Source organism: Aquabacterium sp., from assembly GCF_034003525.1.
Taxonomy (GTDB): Bacteria; Pseudomonadota; Gammaproteobacteria; order Burkholderiales; family Burkholderiaceae_C; genus Aquabacterium.
Genome location: NZ_JAVEYN010000003.1, coordinates 63,268 through 87,321 on the forward strand (window position 1 = coordinate 63,268; position 24,054 = coordinate 87,321).

The 24,054-nt window shown below is 63.2% G+C and carries 25 protein-coding genes; 10 read left to right on the forward strand and 15 right to left on the reverse strand.

Annotation, left to right across the window (positions count from 1 at the left end):
- Nucleotides 1-244 precede the first annotated feature (244 nt).
- The 5 genes from RBT42_RS02985 to RBT42_RS03005 are packed head-to-tail and all read left to right on the forward strand — an operon-like array spanning nt 245 to nt 4,487.
- The gene (locus RBT42_RS02985) at nt 245-1,333 is read left to right on the forward strand and encodes a nuclear transport factor 2 family protein (RefSeq protein ID WP_320362377.1); all 1,089 of its coding nucleotides are present in this window, start codon (nt 245-247) and stop codon (nt 1,331-1,333) included.
- Nucleotides 1,333-2,649 carry a L,D-transpeptidase family protein gene (locus RBT42_RS02990; RefSeq protein WP_320362378.1) on the forward strand — a complete coding sequence of 439 codons (1,317 nt, stop codon included), beginning with the start codon at nt 1,333-1,335 and terminating at the stop codon, nt 2,647-2,649. The genes RBT42_RS02985 and RBT42_RS02990 overlap by 1 nt, the downstream gene beginning before the upstream one ends.
- Entirely contained in the window at nt 2,646-3,200 is a 555-nt protein-coding gene (locus RBT42_RS02995) for a peptidylprolyl isomerase (protein WP_320362379.1), read from the forward strand. The genes RBT42_RS02990 and RBT42_RS02995 overlap by 4 nt, the downstream gene beginning before the upstream one ends.
- Nucleotides 3,201-3,202: 2 nt before the next feature.
- Nucleotides 3,203-3,703, forward strand: a complete 501-nt coding sequence (locus RBT42_RS03000) for a peptidylprolyl isomerase (RefSeq protein WP_320362380.1) — start codon at nt 3,203-3,205, stop codon at nt 3,701-3,703.
- A 4-nt stretch (nt 3,704-3,707) separates the two neighbouring features.
- A complete protein-coding gene (locus tag RBT42_RS03005; protein WP_320362381.1) occupies nt 3,708-4,487 on the forward strand; it encodes a UDP-2,3-diacylglucosamine diphosphatase in 780 nt (259 codons plus the stop codon).
- A 101-nt stretch (nt 4,488-4,588) separates the two neighbouring features.
- Here the strand turns inward: RBT42_RS03005 and clpA are convergent, their stop codons facing one another.
- Both clpA and clpS read right to left on the reverse strand, forming a co-directional pair.
- Complete coding sequence (clpA, locus tag RBT42_RS03010) at nt 4,589-6,916, reverse strand: ATP-dependent Clp protease ATP-binding subunit ClpA (protein WP_320362382.1); 2,328 nt, start codon at nt 6,914-6,916, stop codon at nt 4,589-4,591.
- Complete coding sequence (clpS, locus tag RBT42_RS03015; protein ID WP_320362383.1) at nt 6,913-7,266, reverse strand: ATP-dependent Clp protease adapter ClpS; 354 nt, start codon at nt 7,264-7,266, stop codon at nt 6,913-6,915. Before clpS ends, clpA begins: the two co-directional genes overlap by 4 nt.
- Before the next feature lie 182 nt (nt 7,267-7,448).
- Between clpS and RBT42_RS03020 the strand changes: the two genes are divergently transcribed.
- Together RBT42_RS03020 and RBT42_RS03025 are read left to right on the forward strand one after the other, a co-directional pair.
- Nucleotides 7,449-7,739 carry a cold-shock protein gene (locus tag RBT42_RS03020; protein ID WP_320362384.1) on the forward strand — a complete coding sequence of 97 codons (291 nt, stop codon included), beginning with the start codon at nt 7,449-7,451 and terminating at the stop codon, nt 7,737-7,739.
- A gap of 123 nt (nt 7,740-7,862) precedes the next feature.
- Nucleotides 7,863-8,504, forward strand: coding sequence for an HPP family protein (locus tag RBT42_RS03025; protein WP_320362385.1), 642 nt, complete (start codon nt 7,863-7,865; stop codon nt 8,502-8,504).
- Nucleotides 8,505-8,603: 99 nt separating this feature from the next.
- Here the strand turns inward: RBT42_RS03025 and icd are convergent, their stop codons facing one another.
- The 3 genes from icd to hemN form a co-directional block, all read right to left on the reverse strand.
- Complete coding sequence (gene icd, locus RBT42_RS03030) at nt 8,604-9,857, reverse strand: NADP-dependent isocitrate dehydrogenase (RefSeq protein WP_320362386.1); 1,254 nt, start codon at nt 9,855-9,857, stop codon at nt 8,604-8,606.
- A 136-nt stretch (nt 9,858-9,993) separates the two neighbouring features.
- Nucleotides 9,994-10,809 (reverse strand): sulfite exporter TauE/SafE family protein, encoded by an 816-nt coding sequence (locus RBT42_RS03035; RefSeq protein ID WP_320362387.1) that lies wholly within the window; start codon nt 10,807-10,809, stop codon nt 9,994-9,996.
- 27 nt (nt 10,810-10,836) lie between these two features.
- Entirely contained in the window at nt 10,837-12,264 is a 1,428-nt protein-coding gene (gene hemN / locus RBT42_RS03040) for an oxygen-independent coproporphyrinogen III oxidase (protein WP_320362388.1), read from the reverse strand.
- Between the two features lie 97 nt (nt 12,265-12,361).
- On the opposite strand from hemN, the gene fnr reads away from it, so the two are divergent.
- Complete coding sequence (fnr, locus tag RBT42_RS03045; protein ID WP_320362389.1) at nt 12,362-13,189, forward strand: fumarate/nitrate reduction transcriptional regulator Fnr; 828 nt, start codon at nt 12,362-12,364, stop codon at nt 13,187-13,189.
- A gap of 55 nt (nt 13,190-13,244) precedes the next feature.
- Here the strand turns inward: fnr and RBT42_RS03050 are convergent, their stop codons facing one another.
- The 9 genes from RBT42_RS03050 to RBT42_RS03090 form a co-directional block, all read right to left on the reverse strand.
- The gene (locus RBT42_RS03050) at nt 13,245-13,544 is read right to left on the reverse strand and encodes a hypothetical protein (protein ID WP_320362390.1); all 300 of its coding nucleotides are present in this window, start codon (nt 13,542-13,544) and stop codon (nt 13,245-13,247) included.
- A gap of 95 nt (nt 13,545-13,639) precedes the next feature.
- Nucleotides 13,640-13,900, reverse strand: a complete 261-nt coding sequence (locus RBT42_RS03055) for a nitrogen fixation protein FixH (protein ID WP_320362391.1) — start codon at nt 13,898-13,900, stop codon at nt 13,640-13,642.
- Between the two features lie 23 nt (nt 13,901-13,923).
- Complete coding sequence (gene ccoG / locus RBT42_RS03060) at nt 13,924-15,417, reverse strand: cytochrome c oxidase accessory protein CcoG (protein WP_320362392.1); 1,494 nt, start codon at nt 15,415-15,417, stop codon at nt 13,924-13,926.
- Nucleotides 15,418-15,554: 137 nt separating this feature from the next.
- The gene (gene ccoP / locus RBT42_RS03065) at nt 15,555-16,490 is read right to left on the reverse strand and encodes a cytochrome-c oxidase, cbb3-type subunit III (protein ID WP_320362393.1); all 936 of its coding nucleotides are present in this window, start codon (nt 16,488-16,490) and stop codon (nt 15,555-15,557) included.
- A 14-nt stretch (nt 16,491-16,504) separates the two neighbouring features.
- A complete protein-coding gene (locus RBT42_RS03070) occupies nt 16,505-16,642 on the reverse strand; it encodes a cbb3-type cytochrome c oxidase subunit 3 (RefSeq protein WP_320362394.1) in 138 nt (45 codons plus the stop codon).
- 12 nt (nt 16,643-16,654) lie between these two features.
- Nucleotides 16,655-17,287, reverse strand: coding sequence for a cytochrome-c oxidase, cbb3-type subunit II (ccoO, locus tag RBT42_RS03075; RefSeq protein WP_320362395.1), 633 nt, complete (start codon nt 17,285-17,287; stop codon nt 16,655-16,657).
- Between the two features lie 13 nt (nt 17,288-17,300).
- Nucleotides 17,301-18,728 carry a cytochrome-c oxidase, cbb3-type subunit I gene (ccoN, locus tag RBT42_RS03080; protein ID WP_320362396.1) on the reverse strand — a complete coding sequence of 476 codons (1,428 nt, stop codon included), beginning with the start codon at nt 18,726-18,728 and terminating at the stop codon, nt 17,301-17,303.
- A gap of 48 nt (nt 18,729-18,776) precedes the next feature.
- Nucleotides 18,777-18,950, reverse strand: coding sequence for a cbb3-type cytochrome oxidase assembly protein CcoS (gene ccoS, locus RBT42_RS03085; RefSeq protein WP_320362397.1), 174 nt, complete (start codon nt 18,948-18,950; stop codon nt 18,777-18,779).
- Nucleotides 18,951-18,969: 19 nt separating this feature from the next.
- Entirely contained in the window at nt 18,970-21,357 is a 2,388-nt protein-coding gene (locus RBT42_RS03090; protein WP_320362398.1) for a cation-translocating P-type ATPase, read from the reverse strand.
- 106 nt (nt 21,358-21,463) lie between these two features.
- Here RBT42_RS03090 and RBT42_RS03095 point away from each other — a divergent pair, with 106 nt between their 5' ends.
- Nucleotides 21,464-21,961 (forward strand): DUF192 domain-containing protein, encoded by a 498-nt coding sequence (locus RBT42_RS03095; protein WP_320362399.1) that lies wholly within the window; start codon nt 21,464-21,466, stop codon nt 21,959-21,961.
- 63 nt (nt 21,962-22,024) lie between these two features.
- Here RBT42_RS03095 and RBT42_RS03100 read toward each other — a convergent pair whose 3' ends face one another.
- The gene (locus RBT42_RS03100) at nt 22,025-22,936 is read right to left on the reverse strand and encodes a patatin-like phospholipase family protein (RefSeq protein ID WP_413785841.1); all 912 of its coding nucleotides are present in this window, start codon (nt 22,934-22,936) and stop codon (nt 22,025-22,027) included.
- 118 nt (nt 22,937-23,054) lie between these two features.
- Between RBT42_RS03100 and RBT42_RS03105 the strand changes: the two genes are divergently transcribed.
- Nucleotides 23,055-24,029, forward strand: coding sequence for a sulfite exporter TauE/SafE family protein (locus RBT42_RS03105; RefSeq protein ID WP_320362401.1), 975 nt, complete (start codon nt 23,055-23,057; stop codon nt 24,027-24,029).
- Nucleotides 24,030-24,054: the final 25 nt, after the last annotated feature.

The window sequence follows — 24,054 nt, forward strand, 5'->3', positions numbered from 1 at the left end:
GCCATGCCCACAGGCCTGCAGTCAAGACGCGGGCAAGGCGGCAGCATCTGACGCCAGAACCGCTCAGATACAATCCAGCGAGTATAGCGGGATGACCTGTGTTCAGGGGGAACCCTCCGGGGTGCGCCCGGATGGGCTGTTATTCTTGAGCTTCCGTTGCGCGCGATCTGACAGGTCTGTCCAGCCCTGTCTGCCGCCGGCACCCCGCGCACAGTGCGCTTCACGAACACACACTGATTTGCCCATGTCTCTCATGCAAGCTGCTGCGTCCCGATTCGGGCTGCGTCTGACGTCCCTCGCGGCTCAATGCCTGACCGTCGCCGCCTTGTCGATGACCACGCTGAGCGTCCGCGCAGATGACATCGCCGATGTCCAGAAGTTGCTCGCCGCCGGCAAGAACACCGAGGCCCTTCAGAAGGCCGACCAATACCTCAACGGCAAGCCCCGCGACCCGATGATGCGCTTCTTGCGTGGCATCAGCCTGTCGCAGGCCGGCCGCTCTGCCGAAGCCGTGACGGTCTTCACCAAGCTGACCGAAGACTATCCCGAGTTGCCCGAGCCTTTCAACAACCTGGCCGTGCTCTACGCGCAGCAAGGTCAGTATGACAAGGCCCGCAACGCGCTGGAAATGGCCATCCGCACCAACCCCAGCTACGCCACTGCTTACGAGAACCTGGGCGACGTCTACGCCAAGCTGGCCAGCCAGGCTTACTCCAAGGCCCTGCAGATCGACACCCGCTCGGCCGTGGCCCCCAAGCTCGCCATGGTGCGCGACCTGTTCCCCAAGGAGCGCAACAGCATCGTGGCCGCAGCCGGTGGCAGCGCCACCCAGCCGGCACCGGTCGCCGCACGGCCCACGGCAGTGACGCCCCCGCCTGCCGCCGTCACGCCGCCCGCGCCGGTCGTGACTCCGCCCAAGCCGGCCCCGGCGCCCGTGGTCGCCAAGCCTGAACCGAAACCCGAGCCCAAGCCCCAACCCAAGGCCGATGACAAGGCCGCCGAGCGGGAAGTGGCTTCTGCGGTGGAGCGCTGGGCCGCGGCCTGGAGCCGCAAGGACATGAACGGCTACTACGCCGCCTACACCCGCGATTTCGATGGCGGCAAGGGTTCGCGCAAGGCCTGGGAGGCCGAACGCCGCGCCCGCATCGTCAGCAAGCGCAGCATCGAGGTCGACGTCTCGAACATCAATGTGGACATCAAGGGCGACAAGGCCTCGGTGCGCTATCGCCAGGCCTATCGCGCTGACAATCTGAACATCAACAGCACCAAGCGCCTTGAGATGGTTCGCTCGGGCGGCAAGTGGCTGATTGCGAAGGAAAGCGCCGGTTCGTGATGAAGTATGTGTCCCGCCGAACACCTGTTTCGGCCTTGCTGCTGAGCCTGGCCCTGGGCCTGTGTGGCAGCGCAGCGGCTCGCGATCAAGACACCCCGCGAGCCCGGAAAGCACCTCCGGCGGCATCGAAGGCCGCGCCAAAGGCATCCAAAACGCCCCAAGCGTCTTCGCGGCCTGCCCCCGCGCCTCGCGCCCTGCCCCGACAGTCGGCCAGCGCCGAGGCGCGCCTGCTGGAGATCTACCGCCTGATCGGCAGCGCGCAAGCCGATGCGGCGCTGAACAAGGCCGAATCGCTGGTGCGCGATGTGCCCAATTTCCAGTTGGCGCAACTGGTATACGGTGACCTGCTGCTGGCGCGCACCCATGCCTTGCCTACCATGGGCAATGCCCCGGCCGCACTGGCAGGCAAGGCGCAGGAGCGCCTCACACAGCTTCGCGTCGAGGCCAACCGCCGCCTGACCGCCTTGCGCGAGCGCCCACCTGAAGGCTCCCTGCCCGCGCAGTTCATCGCCCTGCCCAGCACGACCCGCCACGCCATCGCCGTCGATGCCAGCCGTTCGCGCCTGTACCTGTTTCAGAACGGCCCGAACGGCCTGCGCCTGATCGCTGACCACTACGCCTCCATCGGCAAACTGGGCCCCGAAAAGAGCTTCGAAGGCGACCAGCGCACCCCGCTGGGCGTGTACTACATCACCAGCCGCCTCAACGCCAGCCAGTTGACCGACTTCTACGGGGCCGGCGCCTTGCCGCTGAACTACCCCAACGAGTACGACCGTCGCCTCGGGCGCACCGGCAGCGGCATCTGGCTGCACGGCGTGCCCAGCGACAGCTACGCCCGCAGCCCGGAGAGCACCGACGGCTGTGTGGCGCTGGCCAACCCCGAACTCCAAAGCATCCTCGACCAAGTTCAGCCGCGCACCACGCCCGTCGTGATCGCGCGTTCGCTGCAGTGGGTCACACCGACCAAGGTCGAGCCCCAGCGACGCAGCCTGCAAAACATGATCGAAGGCTGGCGCGTGGCCCGCGCCAGTGGCGACATCGGCCGCGTCATGTCCTTCTACTCTCCCCAGTTTTCCAGCGGCAAGCAGGACTTCACGCGTTGGCGCCAGTCTGTCGAGCGTGACGTCAGCCAGTTACGCGGCAAAACCATCGAGCTCAAGGACCTGGCCATCCTGGGCTGGCAGGACAAGGGCGACATCCTGGTCGTGACTTTCGGAGAAGTCGCTGAAGGTCAACGGGCAGGCGCCGTCAAACGTCAATACTGGGGCAAAGAGGGTGGCCTCTGGAAAATCTTCTATGAAGGAGTGATCGGATGATTCGCAATGTGATCGTGGCCAGTGTCATCGGCCTCAGCGCCCTGGTCGCGCAGGCGCAGACCGTCCAGCTCAGCACCAGCCAGGGTGACATCGTCATTCAACTGGATGCGGCCAAGGCCCCCAAGACTGTGGCGAACTTCCTGGCCTATGTGAAGGCGGGGCACTACAGCGGCACCATCTTTCACCGCGTGATCGACGGCTTCATGATCCAGGGCGGCGGCATGACCCCGGACATGCGCGAAAAGCCCACCAACCCGCCGATCCCCCTGGAAAGCAACAATGGCCTGAGCAATGTGCGCGGCACCATCGCCATGGCCCGCACGGGTGTGCCAGACTCGGCCACCGCGCAATTCTTCATCAATGTGAAGGACAATGCCTTCCTGAACGCCTCGGGCCCCACCGCGCGTGACGGCTATGCCGTCTTCGGCAAGGTGACCCAGGGCATGGACGTGGTGGACAAGATCCGCAAAGTCAGCACCACGCGCGTGGGGCCGCACAGCGACGTCCCCGCCACGCCCATCATCATCAAACAAGTCTCCATCGAGAAATAAGCATGACCAAGACCGTTGAACTGCAAACCACCGCCGGCACCATCCGCCTGGAACTGGACGACGCCAAGGCCCCGATCACCGTGGCCAACTTCCTGGAATACGTGAAGGCGGGCCATTACGACGGCACGATCTTCCACCGCGTCATCAAGGGCTTCATGATCCAGGGTGGCGGGTTCGAGCCTGGCATGAAGCAAAAGCCGACCAAGGGCGAGATCCAGAACGAAGCCAACAATGGCCTGAAGAACGACAAGTACACCATCGCCATGGCCCGTACCAGCGCCCCGCACTCGGCCAGCGCCCAGTTCTTCATCAACGGCACCGACAACGACTTCCTGAACTTCAAGTCGGAAACGTCGCAGGGTTGGGGCTATGCCGTGTTCGGCAAGGTGGTTGCTGGCAGCGAAGTGGTTGATGCGATCGAAAAGGTCAAGACCGGCCGCAAGGGCTTCCATGACGACGTGCCGCTCGAAGACGTGGTGATCACCAAGGCTGTCGAAGTCTGATTTCATGGGGAAGCCCCCCTTCCCCCCGCCGGAAATCCTCAATGCACCGCCCTCGTGGCGGTGCATTGATTTCATCTCCGACCTGCACCTGCACGAGGACCTGCCACGCACCACGGCCGCGCTGGCGGCCTACCTGCACGAGACGCCGGCCGATGCCGTGCTGATCCTGGGTGACCTGTTCGAGGCCTGGGTGGGCGACGACATGCGTCAGCAAGCGTATGAACAGGCCTGCGTCGACATGCTGCGCGAGGTCGGTCAGCGGTGCCACCTGGGCATCATGGTGGGCAACCGTGACTTCCTGCTGGGCGCCGACATGTTGGCCGACTGTGGCGCGCACCCCTTGCACGACCCCACAGTGCTCAGCGCCTGGGGACAGCGCGCGCTGCTGATGCATGGCGATGAGCTTTGCCTGGCCGACACGGCCTATCTGCGCTTTCGCGCCCAGGTGCGTCAGCCGGCCTGGCAGTCCGCTTTCTTGTCTGCACCGCTGAGTGCACGCCTGGACCAGGCGCGTCAGATGCGGGCGGCCAGCCAGGCGCACCAGCAAATGCAGACCGCCACGGAATGGGCCGATGTGGACGAAGCAGCGGCCGGCGCATGGATGCAGGCGGCCGACGCCAGTGTGCTGATCCATGGCCACACCCACCGCCCTCAGAGCCAACCCTTCGGCTGTCCAGGCGGCGTCCGCCATGTGCTCAGCGACTGGGATCTGGACCACGGCCAGCCCCGCGCGGAAGTGCTGCGCTGGACCGCCAGCGGGTTCACGCGCATCGCGCTGACCTGACACCTCAAAGCCGACACCCGGAAATGAAAAGGGCCAGCAATGCTGGCCCTTTGTCATGGTGAGGCGCCACCGAGACCGGTCACGCGCCTTGTTCGCCTTGATCAGGCGGCCGTCGCCGGCTCGGGCTTGGCCTTGTCGCTCTTCTTGCCAGAGGACTGGATGTCGAGCTTGATCTCGGCTTCGGCATCGGGCTTCTCGACCACGTCCACCGTCAGGCGGCCGCCATCGACCAGTCGGCCGAACAGCAGCTCGTCGGCCAGTGCACGACGGATCGTGTCCTGGATCAGGCGCTGCATCGGACGGGCACCCATGAGCGGATCGAAGCCGCGCTTGGCCAGGTGACGACGCAAGGCATCGGTGAAGGTGACCTCGACCTTCTTCTCGACCAGTTGGCTCTCGAGTTGCAGCAGGAACTTGTCGACCACCCGCAGGATGATTTCCTCATCGAGCGGCTTGAAGCCCACGATCGCGTCCAGACGGTTGCGGAACTCCGGCGTGAAGGCCCGCTTGATATCGGCCATCTCGTCACCCGACTCGCGCTGCGTGGTGAAGCCGATGGTCGACTTCTGCAGGGTTTCCGCGCCCGCATTGGTCGTCATGATGATCACGACGTTGCGGAAGTCGGTCTTGCGGCCGTTGTTGTCGGTCAGGGTGCCATGGTCCATCACCTGCAGAAGGATGTTGAACACGTCCGGGTGCGCCTTCTCGATTTCGTCGAGCAGCAGGACGGCGTGCGGCTTCTTCGAGATCGCCTCGGTCAGCAGCCCACCCTGGTCGAAGCCGACATAGCCCGGCGGCGCGCCGATCAGGCGGCTGACGGCATGGCGCTCCATGTACTCCGACATGTCGAAGCGGATCAGCTCGATGCCCAGGATGTAGGCCAGTTGCTTGGCCACCTCGGTCTTGCCGACCCCGGTGGGCCCGCTGAAGAGGAAAGAGCCGATCGGCTTGTCGGGCTTGCCCAAGCCGGAGCGCGCCATCTTGATCGCCGCTGCCAAGGCATCGATGGCCACGTCCTGACCGAACACGACGCTCTTGAGGTCGCGGTCCAGCGTCTTCAGCTTGGAGCGATCGTCGCTCGACACACTGGTCGAAGGCACGCGGGCGATCTTCGCCACGATGTCTTCGACCTCGGAGCGCGTGATGGTCTTCTTTTGCTTGCTCTTGGGCAGGATGCGCTGGGCCGCGCCGGCCTCGTCGATGACGTCAATGGCCTTGTCGGGCAAGTGACGGTCGTTGATGAACTTGGCCGACAGCTCCGCGGCCGCCTGCAGGGCGTTCAGGGAGTACTTGACGCTGTGATGCTCCTCAAAGCGCGACTTCAGACCCTTGAGGATCTCGATGGTCTGCTCGACCGAGGGCTCGGCGACTTCCACCTTCTGGAAACGACGCGACAGGGCCGCATCCTTCTCGAAGATGCCACGGTACTCGGTGAAGGTGGTCGCACCGATGCACTTGAGTTGCCCCGAGCTCAAGGCGGGCTTGAGCAGGTTGCTAGCATCGAGCGTCCCGCCCGAGGCTGCCCCGGCGCCGATGAGGGTGTGGATCTCGTCGATGAAGAGAACGGCCCCGGGCTGCTCCTTCAACTGCTTGATCACCGCCTTCAGGCGCTGCTCGAAATCGCCCCGGTACTTGGTGCCGGCCAGCAAGGCGCCCATGTCGAGGGCGAACACCTCGGCATCTGCGAGCACATCGGGCACGTCCTTCTGGGTGATGCGCCAGGCCAGGCCTTCGGCGATCGCGGTCTTGCCCACACCGGCCTCACCGACCAGCAGCGGGTTGTTCTTGCGGCGACGGCACAGCACCTGGATGACACGCTCCACCTCGGCGTCACGACCGATGAGCGGGTCGATCTTGCCGTCGCGGGCCTGCTGGTTCAGGTTCTGGGTGTACTGCTCCAGCGGAGACGCCTTGCTCTCGCCTTCTTCACGTTCGGCTTCGCCCGCCCCCGCACCGGGCTCGGGGGCCGACCGCGACGACTCAGGCGGATCGGTCTTGCGGATGCCGTGAGCGATGAAGTTGACCACGTCCAGGCGGGTCACGCCCTGCTGATGCAGGTAGTAGACGGCATGCGAGTCCTTCTCGCCGAAGATGGCCACCAGGACGTTGGCGCCCATGACCTCCTTCTTGCCGTTGCCCGACGATTGCACGTGCATGATGGCGCGCTGGATCACACGCTGGAAACCCAGCGTGGGCTGCGTATCCACCTCGTCCGTGCCACCGACGGTGGGCGTGTTGTCACGAACGAACTGGTCCAAGCTCTTACGCAGTTCATCTGTATTGGCGGCACAAGCTTTCAACACCTCGGAAGCTGAAGGGTTGTCGATCAAGGCAAGCAGCAGGTGCTCGACCGTGATGAACTCATGGCGCTGCTGACGGGCCTCGACGAAGGCCAAGTGCAGACTGACTTCCAACTCTTGCGCAATCATGCGGTCTCCATAATGCACTGCAAGGGATGCCCGGCTTCGCGGGCGGCGGCAAGAACGAGTTCGACCTTTGTGGCCGCGATGTCCTTGGTGAAGACACCGCACACACCACGACCCTCGTGATGGATTTTTAGCATGATTTGAGTGGCCGATTCGATGTCGTGGCGAAAATGGGCCTGCAATACGTAAACAACGAACTCCATCGGCGTGAAATCGTCATTGAGCATCACGACCTGGTAGAGCTTCGGGGGCTCGACCTTCTGCGCCTGCTTCTCGACAACGACCGCGCCCTCCCCCTCGCCGCCCGGTGCGGGAGGCTGCGCAGAGGCACGCTGGTGTGAAGAAATGATCATGAAATGATTCTACGGGAGCACGGAATTCCTGCCCTCTCATCTTGGGTTCACCCTGGCAGATTCAAGGTCGCCCCTGTCCGAACATCCAAGGGAAAGCACGCATAGGTTCGTCACATCTCGATGCTTGACAGTGCCGCACAGGAGTCCAAAAATGTGAACAAATTAACAGGAGGGAGCCCATCATGGCCACAGGAGTTGTCAAATGGTTCAACGATGCCAAAGGATTTGGCTTCATCGAGCCGGATCAGGGAGGGGGCGATGTCTTCGCGCACTTCTCCGCCATCCAGATGGATGGTTTTCGCACACTGAAGCAGGGTTCACGCGTGCAATATGAGTTGGTAGCGGGCCCCAAGGGCATGCTGGCCCAGAACATCCAGCAAATGGACGGCGCGGTGTCCGACACCACGCCCGGCGGACTCGATGATCTCCACTTCCGAGATCACCCCAGTTCGGTGTACAGCCTGCCCCATTGACCGCACCGGTGCCTGTCATCCACCGCTGCAGCATGGCCCGCCTCTGGCGGGCTTTTTCATGATCGGACGCGAATGCGGCACCCTTTTCGGCATTCCCGCATGACAAGGTCCTGAGGCACGCAGATGTTTTATGTCTACAGCCCCATTGGCCAGGTGTTTTCCGGCACCCTGGAGCAACTTCGCAAGACCCGGGCCCTGACGCCAACGGCCAAGGTGCGAGCCTCTGCCGCCGTGGCCACTGGCCTCGATGAAGACAGCCAGGGCTACGGCAGCACGGGCACGCCGCTTGGCGCACAGCACGCGCTGCAAGCCTATGCCCCACCAGCCCGCCAGCCTTTGAGCCTGGTCGGGGATGTCATGCAACGCCCCTCCCATGTGGTGCGTGCGGATGCCAGCGTGCGCGAAGCCTGGCAAACCTTGAAAGACCACGGGATTGGGCAGGCCCCGGTGGTCGATGCCCAGGGTGCCCTGGTGGGACTGGTCAGCCGCGCTGAACTGCTGCCACCGCAATGGCTGGCCCCCTCGGTGGACGATGCCGCCGCGTGGCAGACCATGCTGCGTCACCCCGTCAGCCACGTCATGTGGTCGCCGGTTCCCAGTGCCCACGTGGACACCGATTTGCGACGCGTGGCGTCGCTGCTGCTGGAAACCGGCCTGCCAGGTCTCCCAGTGACCGAAAACGCCGGTCAGGTGATCGGCTTTGTTTCCCGCTCGGACCTGCTACGCGCCCTGGCCACCGATCCGCCTCTGGATCTGTGGAGCTGAGCCGCTTCGCCTAGGCGGATGCAAAAAGCCCCTGACCCGCGCGTGCGCATCAGGGGCTCGTGTCGGTCAGACCGGCTGCGTGGCACGCAGCCGCCTGGATCACATGTGCTCGATCATGACCTCACCGAAGCCCGAGCACGACACCTGGGTGGCGCCGTCCAGCAGGCGGGCAAAGTCATAGGTCACGCGCTTGCTCAGAATCGACTTCTCCATCGAGGAGATGATCAGGTCAGCGGCTTCGATCCAGCCCATGTGGCGCAGCATCATTTCGGCCGACAGGATTTCGGAACCGGGGTTCACATAGTCCTTGCCAGCGTACTTCGGCGCCGTGCCGTGGGTGGCTTCGAACATGGCCACCGAGTCAGACAGGTTGGCGCCCGGAGCGATGCCGATGCCGCCGACCTGCGCGGCCAGCGCGTCAGACACGTAGTCGCCGTTGAGGTTCAAGGTGGCGATCACGCTGTACTCGGCCGGACGCAGCAGGATCTGCTGCAGGAAGGCGTCGGCGATGGCGTCCTTGACCAAGATGTCCTTGCCCGTCTTGGGGTTCTTGAACTTGCACCACGGGCCGCCGTCGATCAGTTCGGCACCGAACTCCTTCTGGGCCAGGGCATAACCCCAGTCACGGAAGCCGCCTTCGGTGAACTTCATGATGTTGCCCTTGTGAACCAGGGTCACGCTGGGCTTGTCGTTGTCGATGGCGTACTGCAGGGCCTTGCGCACCAGGCGCTCGGTCCCTTCACGCGACACAGGCTTGATGCCGATGCCCGAGGTCTCGGGGAAGCGGATCTTCTTGACGCCGAATTCGTCCTGCAGGAACTTGATCAGCTTCTTGGCCTTGTCGCTCTGGGCTTCGAATTCGATGCCGGCGTAGATGTCTTCCGAGTTCTCGCGGAAGATGACCATGTCGGTCTTCTCGGGCTCCTTCACTGGCGAGGGCACGCCCTTGAAGTAACGCACCGGGCGCAGGCAGACGTACAGGTCGAGTTCTTGACGCAGGGCCACGTTCAGCGAACGGATGCCACCGCCCACGGGCGTGGTCAGCGGACCCTTGATGGAGACCACGTAGTCCTTGAGGACCTGCAGGGTTTCTTCCGGCAGCCAGACATCCGGGCCGTACACGCGGGTGGACTTTTCACCAGCGTAGATTTCCATCCAGTGGATCTTGCGAGCGCCTTGATAGGCCTTCTCGACTGCCGCATCAACCACCTTGATCATCACGGGGGTGATGTCAAAGCCAGTGCCGTCACCCTCGATGTAGGGAATGATGGGGTTGTTGGGAACATTCAGGGAGAAGTCCGGGTTCACCGTGATCTTCTGCCCACCTTCGGGCACTTTGATGTGCTGATACATGATGTAGGTCTCCGCGTTTGGCGTTATCCGTGAATCCGGTGCCATGGATGTCGGCAACGGTCGATTTTGATTCTACTGCGCACCCTCGTGTATCGCATCACGCGCTAACACCAAGGTCACGCCTGCCCTGCCCCGCTCAGGCGCACCAGGCCTGCCACTGCGCCACCAGTTGGTGAGACACCGCCCAGGCAGCAATCAGTGCCAGACTCAGGCCCGCCAAACGCACGGCCCAGCGTGGATCGATCAAGGTGGATGGCGCGGAGGTGGCGCTCTGCCCTGCAGGCGCGGCGTTCGAGACGGCCTCATCCCTTGATCTGAACCACAGGATGGGCACGACGGCCGTGGCGGCACCACTCGTCGCCGGCTGACGCTGTGCGCTGAGGCGACCCAGCCACTTGAGCAGGGCCGGTGCGGCCCACACACCGACGCCACTGGGCACCGCAAAGGCCAACATGACGGCAGCGCCCCCCCAGGGCTCGGAGGCCAGCGCGGCCACCATCAGGGCGGCATACAACAGGCCACAAGGCATCACGGCCCAGGCCATGCCGGCGATCAAAGGCAACACAGGGCGAGACGCGCGCAACCAACTCGGCGTCCCATCGCCCATCAGCTTGTGACGCGCACGGTGGTAAGCCTGCTGGCCCCAGGCATTGACCTGGCGGGGCACATGGCCGGTCCACAACAGCCACAGACCGAGCAACACGGCCGCGAGTTGCAGCATCACCCAGATCGGCTGCAGCATGCTGATCTGTTGTCCCCAGCGGGAAATCAGGCCCGCACCGGTTGAGGCCACCAGGCCCAGGAGCATGTAAGCCAGGCACCGCCCCACCAGGGCCAGCAGCGGCACGCCGCGAGGCAAGGCGGCCGCGCACGGCGCCCCACACATGGCAGCGCAGTGCGCAATGCCACCCAAACCCATGAGGAAAGCGGTCAACAACAATCCGGTCAGCATGTCAGCTCCCGGTGCGCGTGTGCAGACTCAGATGATGCGCGAGAAGCGCTCCAAGGTCTTGTCGGCCTGGATGTAGCGGTCGAACACCATGGCCACGGCCCGCACAAAGTACCACCCCAGCGGGGTCACACGCACACCGTCAGACTCCATTTGCACCAACCCCGACTCGACGAGCGGCTCCAGCAGGCGCAGTTCAGCCTCGAAGTATTGCTTGAAATCGATCAGGTAGGCGAGCTCAATGGATTCATAGTCGACACGGCCCTGGCACATCACGGCCATGATCACGGCGCGGCGCACCAAGTCGTCGCGTGACAGGGTCAGGCCACGCACGATGGGCAATTCACCACTGCGCAGCGCATCGTAGTACTCGTCCAGCGTCTTGGCGTTCTGGCAGTAGTGGGCACCGACCTTGCCTATGGCCGACACGCCCAGCGCGATCAGGTCACTGTCCGGATGCGTGCTGTAACCCTGGAAATTGCGATGCAGGCGCCCTTGGCGCTTGGCGACGGCCAAGCTGTCGTGGTGCAGCGCGAAGTGGTCCATGCCGATGTAGTCGTAGCCGGCCTGGCCGAAGGCTTCTATGGCGGTCGACAGCATGCCGATCTTGTCTTCGGCCTTGGGCAAATCTGCGGCGTTGATGCGGCGCTGAGGTTTGAAACGCTGCGGCAGGTGGGCGTAGGCGTACAGCGCAATGCGGTCGGGCTTCAGGGAACTGACCTGCTGCAAGGTGCGCTGAAAGCTCTCCGTCGTTTGCTTGGGCAAGCCGTAGATCAGGTCCATGTTGATGGACAAGAAGCCCTCATCACGGGCGGCCTGCAGGAGCGCGGCCACCTGCTCGAACGGCTGAACGCGGTGCACGGCTTGCTGCACGTCGGGGTCGAAATCCTGCACGCCGAAGCTCAGGCGATTGAAGCCCATGGCTGCCAGGCGCTTGAGTCGGGCCGCGTCAATGGTGCGGGGGTCGATCTCGATGGCGTACTCGCCTCCTTCCACAAAGCGGAAGGCGGTACGCAAGGTGGCCATCAGGCCGTCCAGCTCTTCGTCCGTCAGGAAGGTAGGTGTGCCGCCACCAAAGTGCAATTGCGACAAGGGCTGCGGCGCGCCCAGTTGAGCGCTGACCAACTCGATCTCGGTGCGCAGCGCTTCCAGATACTCTGTGGCCCGTTCGTGATGCTTGGTGATGACCTTGTTACAGGCGCAGTAATAACAAACCGACTCGCAAAACGGAATGTGCACGTACACTGACAAAGGCGCTGCCGCGCCGCCAATGACACCGCCGCCTTCTGCTCGCTGCTGCAGTGCCTGACGGTAGTGGGCAGGTCCGTAAGCCTCTACGAACCGGTCCGCGGTCGGGTAAGAGGTGTACCGCGGCCCGTTGACGTCCAGCCGCGACAGCATGTCGCGTGACACAACGGGCGTGTAGGGCACAACGGAAATCAGGACAGGTTCGCTCATGTGGGCCACTGTGCCAAACTCGCGGGCATCAGGGTTGATCTAACTCAATTTCTCAGCCGTCATTGCGGCAACAATCGGGCAGGCTTTGAGGTTACTCATGTTGAACAGTATTTTTCCGATCACCGACGTCACCGGCACCAGTGCTTCCTCGAACCAGCTTCAAGGCCAACAGGGTGAATCCTCAGATACACAGACCTCTTGCGGGGGCGTCAAGCTCGACGCCTTCAAAGTGGCCTGCTCGAGCTGCAACCTGCGTGAGTTGTGCCTGCCCGTCGGCTTGACCCAGCCTCAACTGAGTCACCTCGACTCGCTGGTCGCCACACGTCGCACGGTCAAGCGTGGGGACGCCCTCTTTCACACCGGTGATGCATTCCGCTCGGTCTATGCCGTGCGCACCGGCTTCTTCAAGACGCGCGTGTCGTCCGAAGATGGTCGCGATCAGGTGACGGGTTTTCAGATGGCGGGAGAACTGCTGGGCCTGGACGGCATCAGTACCGACCGCCACGCGTGCGACGCCATCGCACTGGAAGATTCGCAGGTGTGCGTGATTCCCTACGGGCAACTCGAGGAGTTGTCGCGCGAGTTCTCGGACCTGCAGCACCAGTTCCACAAGATCATGAGCCGCGAGATTGTGCGCGACCATGGGGTGATGCTGCTGTTGGGCAGCATGCGCGCCGAAGAACGCCTGGCTGCTTTCCTGCTCAACCTCACCCAGCGCCTGCATGCGCGCGGCTTCTCGGCCTCGGCGCTGGTGTTGCGCATGACGCGTGAAGAGATCGGCAGCTACCTGGGTTTGAAGCTCGAAACGGTGAGCCGCACCTTCTCGAAATTCCAGGACGAGGGTCTGCTGGAAGTGAAGCAGCGCGACATCCGCATCACGAACGAAGCCGGCTTGCGGGCTCTGGTGAACAGCGTGAAAGGCTGAGGCCACAGCCCCAACATACAAAAGCCCGCTTAGTGCGGGCTTTTTGCTGTGCGCTTCACACGTGCTGAGCGGTGCCGTGGCGTGAACGACGCCGACGCTGGTGGGGCGCCTCACCATCAGACGAATTGCCGCGTTGTGCTGCCCCTGCCATCCACTGTGAGGCGGCGGCAGCCGCCGCAATCAAGGCCCAAAACACGAAAAAGGCCAGGCTATAGACCGTGGCGGGTTCAGGATGCCAGTTGCCGAAACTCAGCGTGGCTGGGTCCAGCACACTGAACAGCAGCATTTCCAGCACACCGGCCATCACGAAAGCCGGCCACAGAACCTGAGCGGCGCGAAGCGAATTGTTTGTCATGCCCTGCTCCTGATGGTTGGGAGACATGACACATGGTGCGCCTGCACGCCCCATCCTTCAGCAGAAGAAACCCTAGGGTGCAGGCGGCACCACGCTCACTTCTCGGCGGGCGCCGTGGGCGTCGCGTCTTCGTTGGCGTGGTTGCGCGCCTTGGAGGCCGGCGCCTCTTTCTGGGTCGGGGTGGCCGAGGTGTCCAGCACGGGGTCGACGTTCTTGACCGCGATGCCGACGGTGATCAGCGCCGCCACCACCACCACGGCCGGCCCGCCAATGACCATCCAGACGATGGGCAGGCGGTACCAGGGCGGGTTGTCCACCGGCGTGGACGGGTTTTGCATAGAGAGAGGCTGTGTCATGTCATGTCCAAAATGTGTGAGGGTCAGCGCGGAACCATGAAGGTGGTCTTTTCACGGACATCGACCTGGGGCGCATCGCCCTGGCGCAATTGTTCCACCAGGATGGTGACGCCGGTGGCACCCGACCCCATGCGCGCGCCCACCTCGGGCGGGATCCGCACAGCGATGGGCACCCAGCGGGCTTCGGCTGGGCCAAGGACGACGTTCTCACCGCCTTGCACCTTGGCCTGATTGAGTTGCTCCACACCCACGCGATAGCGTTGCGTGCGCTCGCTGGCGTTCATCAACTGCACGCGGTAGACGTTCTCGATGTAGCCCTCATCGACCACGCGGGCCAGTGCGCCACGGTCACGCACGATGTCGACGCGGAACGGCGGGCGGCTGTAGAGGCTGGTCACGAAGGCCGCAACCACCAGCACCAGGATACCGGTGTAGATCAACACGCGCGGCCGGGTGACCCGCCCCCACATTTCGCTGGTGCCCCAACCCTTCTCCATCGCATTCTGCGTGGAGTAACGGATCAGGCCGCGAGGCGTGCCCATCTTGTCCATGACGGTGTCGCACGCGTCAATGCACGCGGCACAGCCAATGCACTCGTACTGCAGGCCCTTGCGGATGTCGATGCCTGTGGGACAGACCTGAACGCACAAGGTGCAGTCGATGCAGTCACCCTGCCCCATGGACTGGGCGTTGGCCTTGCGCGAGCGGGCACCGCGGGGTTCGCCGCGCTTCTCGTCATAGCTGATGATGAGCGTGTCACGGTCGAACATGGCACTCTGGAAGCGCGCATACGGGCACATGTATTTGCACACCTGCTCGCGCATGAAGCCAGCGTTGCCATAGGTGGCAAAGCCATAGAACAGGATCCAGAAGGTCTCCCAGGGGCCGAGGCCGAAGGAGATCACCGATTGCCAGAGTTCGCGAATCGGGGAGAAATAGCCCACGAAGGTATAACCAGTCCACAGCGCGACGGCAATCCACGCGGCGTGTTTGGCGGCCTTGCGCGCAAACTTTTCAGCCGTCATGGGGGACTTGTCCATCTTCATGCGCTTGGCACGACTGCCCTCGATCTTGTTCTCGATCCACATGAACATCTCGGTGTAGACCGATTGTGGACAGGCGTAGCCGCACCACAAGCGCCCTGCCACCGTCGTGAACAAGAACAGACCATAGGCCGAGATGACGAGCAAGGCGGTCAGGTAGACCAGGTCTTGCGGGTAGAGGACCAGATTGAAAAGATAGAAACGGCGGGTACCGAGGTCGAACAGCACCGCCTGACGGTCGTTCCAGTACAGCCAAGGGGTGACATAAAACACCAACTGGGTCAACCACACCATGACCCACCGCCAGTTGGTGAACCAGCCGGTCACCTCACGGGCGTAGACTTTCTCGCTCTTTTTGTAGAGGGAAACGATCTCCTCACGACGTACGGCCTTGGCGGCATCGGACGTGGCCTCTTCGGCCTTGATGGGGATCACGCGTTGAGGCGTTTCGGTGGAATTTTGTGGATCGGTCATGGCGCAAATGAAAAAGCGGAGGGGCTGAGCCAGATACCCAGAAGGGTATCACGCACCAACCACCACCGCTTGAATTTACTGCGACTCTTGATGAGCATCAAGTTGGAAACCCGATACCCATCCGGAGTGCAACTGGCTTACTTGGCCTGAGCTGTCTGTGTCGGACGCGACAGACCCCAGACATAGGCGGTCAACACCTTGATCTGGTCTTCGGACAGACGACCAGCCTGGGCCGGCATGACGTTGGTCTTGCCGTTGTTGATCATGCGAATGATCGCCTCTTCACCCCAGCCGTGCAGCCAGATCTTGTCGGTCAGGTTGGGCGCGCCCAGAGCCTGGTTGCCCTTGCCGTCTGCACCGTGGCAGGCAGCGCAAGCAGCCTTGAACTTGTCCTTGCCCAGTTCGGCCAGGATCGAGTTGTGGCCGCTACCGGACAGGCTCAGCACGTAGTTGGCAACCTGGCGAACTTCCTCAGGACCACCGACGGCAGCCGCCATCGGGGGCATCATGCCCTGACGGCCGTTGTGCAGAGTTTCGCTGATCTTCTCAGGCGAACCACCGTGCAGCCAGTCGGTGTCGGTCAGGTTGGGAAAGCCCTTCGAACCCTTGGCGTCAGAGCCGTGGCAAGCCGCGCAGTTGTTCAGGAACAGGCGCTCACCAATGGCCACGGCCTTGGGATCACGTGCCAGGTCTTCCACCGCAGCGGGACGGAAGGCAGCGTAGATCTTTTCCTCCTCGACCTTGGCCTTGGCGATCTCGGCCTCGAGCTGACCCTTGGAGGACCAGTTCAGGGTGCCCTTGTTGTTACCCAGGCCGGGGTACAGCGCCAGATAACCAACCGCGAACACCAGCGTGAAGATGAACAGGAACAACCACCAGCGAGGCAGCGGGTTGTTCAGTTCACGCAGGTCTTCGTCCCAGATGTGACCCGTGGTCTTGTCAACATTGCCCTGTGCGTCATAGATGACCTTGTGTTTGGCGGCACCAATGAGCACGAAGGCGCAATAGACCAGACCGAACACAACGATCCCGACAACGTACCAGGACCATCCACTCGAAATGAAGTCGCTCATGTCTGAGCCTCCAATCAATCTTCTGCGAGAGGCAGGCGACCTGCCTCTTCAAACTGAGCCTTGTTGCGGCGCGAAAACGCCCACACAGCAATGCCCACGAAAACGCACAGACACACCACGGTGAAAATGCTTCTTGCAACGATGATGTCCATGTGCGTCGCTCCTTACTTGACTGCGGTACCGAGGACCTGCAGGTACGCGATCACGGCTTCGAGTTCGGTCTTGCCTTTGACCTCTTCGTCAGCTGCCTTGATCTCGGCGTCCGTGTAAGGCACGCCCACCTTGCGCAGGGCTTCCATACGGGGCGCCACCTTCAGGCCGTCTTCCACTTTGGCTTGAGCCAACCAGGGGTAAGCCGGCATGTTGGACTCGGGCACCACGTCACGCGGGTTGTTCAGGTGAACGGCGTGCCATTCATCCGAGTACTTGCCGCCCACGCGGTGCAGGTCAGGACCGGTCCGCTTGGAACCCCACTGGAAGGGGTGGTCGTACACGAACTCACCGGCCATGGAGTAGTGACCATAGCGCAGCGTTTCCGCGCGGAAGGGACGGATCATCTGTGAGTGGCAGTTGTAGCAACCCTCACGGATGTAAACGTCACGGCCAGCCAACTGCAGCGCGGTGTAGGGCTTGAGGCCATCGACCGGCTGGGTGGTGCTGCGCTGGAAGTACAGCGGCACGATCTCGACGAGCGCACCGACCGACACGACCAGCAGGGTCAGCACGATCATCAGGAAGTTGCTGGTTTCAATCTTCTCGTGGGAGAAGAGCTTGGGCTTGTGATTGTGATCAGCCATGTTCTTGTCCTCCTCAGGCGTGAGCGGGCTGAGCGATCGGCGCATTGACTGCGCGACCGGCCATCGCCGTCATCACGGTGTTCCACAGCATCAGGATCATGCCGCCCAGGTAGAGCAGGCCACCCGCAACGCGGATCACGTAGAAGGGATAGGTTGCCTTGACGCTTTCGACGAAGCTGTAGACCAAGGTGCCGTCCGGGTTGACCGCACGCCACATCAGACCTTGCATCACGCCGGCAATCCACATCGCGGCGATGTACAGCACGATGCCGATGGTCGCAGCCCAGAAGTGCACGGAGATGGCCGAGACGGAGTACATCGTGGTACGGCCGAACATGCGCGGGATCAGGTAGTACAGCGAACCCATCGAGATCAGACCCACCCAGCCCAGAGCGCCGGAGTGAACGTGACCCACGGTCCAGTCGGTGTAGTGCGACAGGGAGTTCACGGTCTTGATGGACATCATCGGACCTTCGAAGGTGGACATGCCGTAGAACGACAGGGCCACGATCAGGAACTTCAGGATGGCGTCGTCACGCAGCTTGTACCAGGCACCCGACAGGGTCATGATGCCGTTGATCATGCCGCCCCACGAGGGTGCCAACAGGATCAGCGAGAACACCATGCCGACGGACTGGGTCCAGTCAGGCAGCGCCGTGTAGTGCAGGTGGTGAGGACCCGCCCACATGTAGGTGAAGATCAGCGCCCAGAAGTGCACGATCGACAGGCGATACGAGTACACGGGCATGCCGGCTTGCTTGGGGATGTAGTAGTACATCATGCCCAGGAAGCCTGCCGTCAGGAAGAAGCCCACGGCATTGTGGCCGTACCACCACTGAACCATGGCGTCTTGCACACCGGCGTAGGCCGAGTAGGACTTGGTCAGGGAGACGGGGATTTCCGCGCTGTTGACGATGTGCAGCAGGGCCACGGCAATGATGAAGGCGCCGTAGAACCAGTTGGCCACATAGATGTGACGGATCTTGCGGGTGCCGACGGTTCCGAAGAACACGATGGCATACGCAACCCACACCAGCGTGATCAGGATGTCAATGGGCCATTCCAGCTCGGCGTATTCCTTGCCGGTGGTGAAGCCCAGAGGCAGCGAGATCGCGGCCAGCAGGATGACCAGTTGCCACCCCCAGAAGGTGAAAGCAGCCAGAGGACCTGCGAACAGGCGAGTTTGGCAAGTGCGTTGAACCACGTGGTAAGACGTGGCAAACAGGGCGCAGCCGCCAAACGCAAAAATCACCGCATTGGTATGCAGTGGTCGAAGTCGGCCGTAGGACAGCCATGAAATGCCGAAATTGAGTTCCGGCCATGCCAGTTGGGACGCGATCAGGACGCCGACAGCCATGCCGACGACGCCCCATAGGACGGCCGCAATGGCGAACTGCCGGACAACCGTATCGTTGTACGTGGCAGAGTGGGTGGTTGCCATCTCTTCTTCTCCTTTGTTACAGCGTGAATTGTGGGGCCAAAGCAAGGGTTATTTTTGATGCGCCTCAACCTTGTTCTTGTCTTTTTGCTCATCTTGCAAGATGCGCAGTCCCTCTTGTTCGATGTCCTCGAATTGTCCGCTGTGCACAGACCAGCCCAGCACGACCAGGATGGCGAGGACCAGCAAAACGGAAACGGGAATGAGGACGTAGAGGATTTCCATGATCGCGATGTCCGCTTCTTCAATGGCGGCCGGGGCCGAGTCTAAGTGCATTCAGCACAACGCCCAATGAGCTCAGCGCCATGCCGAGGCCTGCCAGCCAGGGCGGCAGAAGCCCCATCAGGGCCAGCGGGATGCACGACGCGTTGTAGATGGCCGACCAGGCAAGGTTCTGACGAACGATGCGCATGGCCTGTCGGCTGATGACAACAGCCTCGGGCAAGCCCAGCAGGCGCCCCCCCAGGATGATGAGGTCGGCTTGCGACTGCGCCAAGGCAGCCCCCTGATCCAGCGCAATCGACACGTCGGCTTTGGCCAACACCGGGGCATCGTTGATGCCATCGCCGACCACGGCCACCCGATGTCCCTGGGCCTGCATGCGGGCGATGACGTTGAGTTTGTCTTCCGGCGTGGCCTGGGCCTGGGCCACCGTCATGGCATCGCCCTGCCCCAGGTGCTGGGCGGCGGCATGCACGCGGGCACTCTGGTCCCCCGACAGCAAGGACGAATGGCAACCCAGTTCACGCAGGCGCTGCACCGTCGGACGCGCCTCGGCTCGGAACACCTCGTCAAAGACAAAACCGGCCACGGTGTCAGGGTGCAGCGCGCCATCGGCACCGACGGCAGCCATCCACACCCGTGCGTCGTCGTGCTGCATCCACCAGCCTGGCGCCTGACCGGACTGCGGCGCCACATCGGCCAGCACCCAGTTCAACTGCCCCAGGCGCCAGACACGCCCCAGCGCATCGGTGGCCTGCACCCCTTTGCCGGCCTGCTCGCGCACATCGACCCAGGACGTGGTGGGCCAACCGCCAGCATCTTGGGCGGCCTTGACCAGCGAGCGGGACAGTGGGTGCTGCGAATAGGACGCCAAGGCTGCCGCCACGCCCCAGCGCTCGACCTGCGCGGCGGGCAAACCATGGCTTGTTGGCACACGGCCTTCGGGGGTCGCGATCGAGACAACCGACAACTCGCCCTCGGTGAGCGTGCCGGTTTTGTCGAAATAGACTTCGTCAATGGCCGACAAGGCCTCCAGCGCATCAAGACGGCGGACCAGCAAGCCCTTGCGAGCCATGGCACCGGCTGCAGCGAGCAAAGCGGACGGCGCGGACAGTGACAAGGCGCAGGGGCAAGTCACCACGAGCACCGACACGGCCACCCATATGGATTTGGATGGGTCGATCCACTGCCAGGCCAGCGCACCGCCGGCCGCCAGCAGGATGACGCCCCATAGAAAGGGCGCGGCCATGCGGTCGGCAAAGCGCATCCAGCCAGGCTTTTCGGTCATGGCCTGGTGCACCAGCGAGACGATCTGCTGGTAGCGGGTGTCGGGGCCCAGGCGCTCGATGGCCATCCACACGGGCGAGCCCATGTTCATGCTGCCGGCCACCACGGTTTGTCCGGCACGCCGGGGCAGCGCACGCGACTCGCCGGTGAGAAGGGACTCGTCCACCTCGGTCTCTCCGAGCAGGATCAGGCCATCTGCCGGGAAGGCCTGGCCCACGGCCACCCTCACCCGGTCGCCGTGCCGCAAGCTGGACAAGGGCGTCGACGTGACGGAGGCGGTGCTCAGGTCGTCATCCGGGTTGTCCGCACGGTCGACCGCTTCGGGCAGGCGCACGCACATGGATTCGAGGGTCTGGGTGACCCGCTCGCGTGCCCGCGATTCCAGCCAGCGGCCCGCTAGCAGGAAGGTGACAAACATGGTCAGCGAGTCGAAATAGGCTTCGTGACCGAACACATCCCGGCTGCCGAAGGTGACCCCGGTGCTGACCACAAAGGCGCCCATCATGCCCAGAGAGACTGGGGTGTCCATCGACACCCTGCCCTGCCGCGCCGCACGCCAGGCGCCGGTGAAGAAAGGACCGCAGGAGAACAGCATGACGGGCAGGCTGAGCACCCAGCAGGCCCAGTTCATCAGGTTCCACAGATCGGGCGGGATCACATCCTGGCCGGCCACATACTGCGGCCAGGTGATCATCATGACCTGCATCATGCAGAAGGCGGCCACCGAGAGACGCCACAGGAGCACGCGCCGCTCGCGCAGGCGCTCATGCCCGGCGCGGGCAGCCCCATCGGGCCAAGCCCGATAACCGACCTGCTGCACGGCGACGACCAACTCCGACAGCTTCACCCGCGCCGGATCGACCAGGATGCGCGCACGTTGCGCGGCCGATTGCACCTGGACTTCAGACACGCCGGGCACCTTGCGCAGGGCGTCTTCAATGGTGATGGCGCAGGCGGCGCAATACATGCCGGACAGGCCCAGGCCGATGCGACGCTGGCTGCTGCCCATCGGGATCTCGACGATGCATTGCTGGAGGAGATCGGGGTCGTCGAGGCCCGCCTGCTGCGCGGGCGTGAGCACGGCGGCGGTGGCACCGCCTGTTTCGGTCGCGACGTTGTTCATGAGCTCACTGATACAGTGGTGGTGGCGGACGCCCAGCGTGGCCAATCCGTGACTGTAAACCTAAACACAGATCAACAAAGGGTTAGCCCTGATGATGGACTTGAGGATGCCTCGGATTGTGGGCGGTGGCCTGCGGAACATGCTGCGCCGCTCGGTTGTGACGATGGCCAGCGTGTGCCTGACCGGCGTCTTGTGGAGTGGCGCGGCGCTGGCTCAGTCGCAGCCTCAACGCCTGCCCACCCTGACCATGAGCGCTGGCATGCACCTCATCAAGGCCGAGGTGGCCTTGACGCCCGAGCAGCACCAGATCGGACTGATGCACCGAACCAGCATGGGCGCCAACGAGGGCATGCTGTTCGTGTTCGACCGCCCGGGCCAGCAGTGTTTCTGGATGAAGAACACGCTGATCCCGCTGCAGATTGCCTTCCTCGCGGATGACGGGACGGTGGTCAACCTGGCCGAGATGAAGCCACAGAGCCTGGACAGCCATTGCTCGACGCGCCCTGTGCGCTTCGTGCTGGAGATGAACACAGGCTGGTTCAGCAAGCGCGGCATCCAGGCCGGCGCCCGGTTGCGTGGGGAGCCGTTTGGCACCCCACGCTGAAACCAGATCACGGCGAACTCCGCCACCGGGTCGCTGTCACTGAGTTCACCGGGCTCATGGAGGTCATTGGGTTTTGGCCTGAATGCGCTCGCGCAGTTTGGGCAGCATCGTCAAGGCGGCTTCACGACCGGCTATGATGGACAGGCTGCGCGCCCCGAAGTCGGCGCTGCCCACGCCTTGCAGTTTGGGTCGCATCACCACATCGGCCTCGGCCATTTCCCACTGGCTGATGGCGTGCCCCATGATGTTGAAAGTCTGCAGCAGGATGTCGACCGCCCCCTTGGTGGACTGACCTTCCGGAATGGCGGAGATGTCGACCGCGATGATCACGTCCGCCCCCATCTGACGGGTGTAGCGCACCGGCACGGGCGAGACGGCGCCGCCGTCGATGTACTCCCGCCCCCCGATCTTCACTGGAGAGAAGACCGCCGGCACCGCACTGGAGGCACGCACGGCCGTGCCGGGATCGCCGCGCCGGAACAGGATGGGCTGCCCGCTTTTCAGATCGGTGGCCACGATGCCCAATGGCGGTCGCATGGCCTCGATCGAGCGACCGCCCGTACTGGTGCGCACGAACTTGGCGAGCGCCTCGCCCTTGAGCAGCGAGCGCCCCGGGAAGACCCAGTCGGTGATCGTGGACTCATCGAGCGTCATGGCCATGTGCCCCAGCTCGGCCGGCGTCTTGCCTGAGGCATAGAGCGCTGCGACCACGCTGCCGGCCGAGGTGCCCACGATGACGTCGGGCTTGATGCCGTTTTCTTCCAACACCTGCAGCACCCCAATGTGGGCGAAACCACGGGCGGCGCCACCACCGAGGGCCAGGCCGATTCGGGGGGGCTTGGGCGCTGGCTTGGGCTGAGACACCACAGGGGCGGAAGGCGTCGTCGCAGGGGGCGTGGCCGGCGACTGGCCCGGCAGGATGTGCCCACAACCCGTCACCAGCAGCACCATGCCGAGGGCGCAACTGGAGCGCAGCACCCTCTTATATGCATTTTGGCAATAAGTACCATTCAAAAAAATTCTTCTCATATATATAAACGCTGGATAGGATCCGACTCTGCCGATTGTGGCGCCATCTGTTTGCCCCTGCTTCATGAAGATCCGCAACCTTGACCTGAGCGACAACCCGATCAACGCCGAACACCAGGCGTTGGGTCTGCCGCCGGTTGAAGACGACATCACCCACCCGTCGCGGCACCCGGTCCTGCGGGTGACGGTGTGGGCCGTGACGTTCATGTTGATCGGCGTGGTGGCCTTTCTGGCAACGCAACTGTTCAATGGCACCCATCACGCATCGGGCCGGGAGTTGATCAAGGAAACCTTGACCGGGGATGCGTTCTGGAAGGCGGTGGCCGTGGGCCTGCTGGCTCAGACCGTGGATGGCGCTCTGGGCATGGCCTATGGCATCACGTCCACCAGTTTTCTGCTGGCCACGGGATCGACCCCGGCGGTGGCCAGTGCCAGCGTCCACATTGCCGAGGTGTTCACCACCGGGGTGTCGGGCATCTCGCACGTGAAACTGGGCAACGTCAACCGCAGCCTGTTCCTGCGTTTGCTGATTCCGGGGATGCTGGGCGCCTCGCTGGGTGCCTGGACGGTGTCCACTGTGGACGCCGCCATCATCAAGCCTTTCATCTCGGCCTATCTGTTCCTGATGGGGCTGTACATCGTCAGCAAGATCTTCCGCACCATCCAGGTCCGCAAGGAAGCGCCCAAGCACGTGGCCAAACTGGCCCTGGTTGGCGGCTATGTCGACTCGGTGGGGGGCGGCGGCTGGGGCCCCGTGGTCACGACCACGCTGGTCGGCACCGGCCAGGACCCGCGTACCACGATCGGGTCGGTGAACCTGGCGGAATTCTTCCTGACCTTCATCAGCGCATCCGTGTTTGCCGTCTTGATTGATGAGACGCCCTGGCCCACGGTGGCCGGCCTTGTGGTCGGCGGGCTCTTTGCCGCCCCCTTTGCGGCCTACCTCACCAAGCGCCTGCACACCAAGACCCTGTTGGCCATCGTCGGCAGCGTGATCGCCCTGATCAGTACCTACAATTTGTACCGGGCGCTTTCCTGAGGTTTCGTACCACAGAGAGATCAGC

What these genes read in the sequence shown, in the direction of transcription:
- RBT42_RS02985 (WP_320362377.1), top strand. Translation starts at nt 245, where the DNA reads ATGTCTCTCATGCAAGCTGCTGCGTCCCGATTCGGGCTGCGTCTGACG.
- RBT42_RS02990 (WP_320362378.1), top strand. Translation starts at nt 1,333, where the DNA reads ATGAAGTATGTGTCCCGCCGAACACCTGTTTCGGCCTTGCTGCTGAGC.
- RBT42_RS02995 (WP_320362379.1), top strand. Translation starts at nt 2,646, where the DNA reads ATGATTCGCAATGTGATCGTGGCCAGTGTCATCGGCCTCAGCGCCCTG.
- RBT42_RS03000 (WP_320362380.1), top strand. Translation starts at nt 3,203, where the DNA reads ATGACCAAGACCGTTGAACTGCAAACCACCGCCGGCACCATCCGCCTG.
- RBT42_RS03005 (WP_320362381.1), top strand. Translation starts at nt 3,708, where the DNA reads ATGGGGAAGCCCCCCTTCCCCCCGCCGGAAATCCTCAATGCACCGCCC.
- clpA (WP_320362382.1), bottom strand. Translation starts at nt 6,916, where the DNA reads ATGATTGCGCAAGAGTTGGAAGTCAGTCTGCACTTGGCCTTCGTCGAG.
- clpS (WP_320362383.1), bottom strand. Translation starts at nt 7,266, where the DNA reads ATGATCATTTCTTCACACCAGCGTGCCTCTGCGCAGCCTCCCGCACCG.
- RBT42_RS03020 (WP_320362384.1), top strand. Translation starts at nt 7,449, where the DNA reads ATGGCCACAGGAGTTGTCAAATGGTTCAACGATGCCAAAGGATTTGGC.
- RBT42_RS03025 (WP_320362385.1), top strand. Translation starts at nt 7,863, where the DNA reads ATGTTTTATGTCTACAGCCCCATTGGCCAGGTGTTTTCCGGCACCCTG.
- icd (WP_320362386.1), bottom strand. Translation starts at nt 9,857, where the DNA reads ATGTATCAGCACATCAAAGTGCCCGAAGGTGGGCAGAAGATCACGGTG.
- RBT42_RS03035 (WP_320362387.1), bottom strand. Translation starts at nt 10,809, where the DNA reads ATGCTGACCGGATTGTTGTTGACCGCTTTCCTCATGGGTTTGGGTGGC.
- hemN (WP_320362388.1), bottom strand. Translation starts at nt 12,264, where the DNA reads ATGAGCGAACCTGTCCTGATTTCCGTTGTGCCCTACACGCCCGTTGTG.
- fnr (WP_320362389.1), top strand. Translation starts at nt 12,362, where the DNA reads ATGTTGAACAGTATTTTTCCGATCACCGACGTCACCGGCACCAGTGCT.
- RBT42_RS03050 (WP_320362390.1), bottom strand. Translation starts at nt 13,544, where the DNA reads ATGACAAACAATTCGCTTCGCGCCGCTCAGGTTCTGTGGCCGGCTTTC.
- RBT42_RS03055 (WP_320362391.1), bottom strand. Translation starts at nt 13,900, where the DNA reads ATGACACAGCCTCTCTCTATGCAAAACCCGTCCACGCCGGTGGACAAC.
- ccoG (WP_320362392.1), bottom strand. Translation starts at nt 15,417, where the DNA reads ATGACCGATCCACAAAATTCCACCGAAACGCCTCAACGCGTGATCCCC.
- ccoP (WP_320362393.1), bottom strand. Translation starts at nt 16,490, where the DNA reads ATGAGCGACTTCATTTCGAGTGGATGGTCCTGGTACGTTGTCGGGATC.
- RBT42_RS03070 (WP_320362394.1), bottom strand. Translation starts at nt 16,642, where the DNA reads ATGGACATCATCGTTGCAAGAAGCATTTTCACCGTGGTGTGTCTGTGC.
- ccoO (WP_320362395.1), bottom strand. Translation starts at nt 17,287, where the DNA reads ATGGCTGATCACAATCACAAGCCCAAGCTCTTCTCCCACGAGAAGATT.
- ccoN (WP_320362396.1), bottom strand. Translation starts at nt 18,728, where the DNA reads ATGGCAACCACCCACTCTGCCACGTACAACGATACGGTTGTCCGGCAG.
- ccoS (WP_320362397.1), bottom strand. Translation starts at nt 18,950, where the DNA reads ATGGAAATCCTCTACGTCCTCATTCCCGTTTCCGTTTTGCTGGTCCTC.
- RBT42_RS03090 (WP_320362398.1), bottom strand. Translation starts at nt 21,357, where the DNA reads ATGAACAACGTCGCGACCGAAACAGGCGGTGCCACCGCCGCCGTGCTC.
- RBT42_RS03095 (WP_320362399.1), top strand. Translation starts at nt 21,464, where the DNA reads ATGCCTCGGATTGTGGGCGGTGGCCTGCGGAACATGCTGCGCCGCTCG.
- RBT42_RS03105 (WP_320362401.1), top strand. Translation starts at nt 23,055, where the DNA reads ATGAAGATCCGCAACCTTGACCTGAGCGACAACCCGATCAACGCCGAA.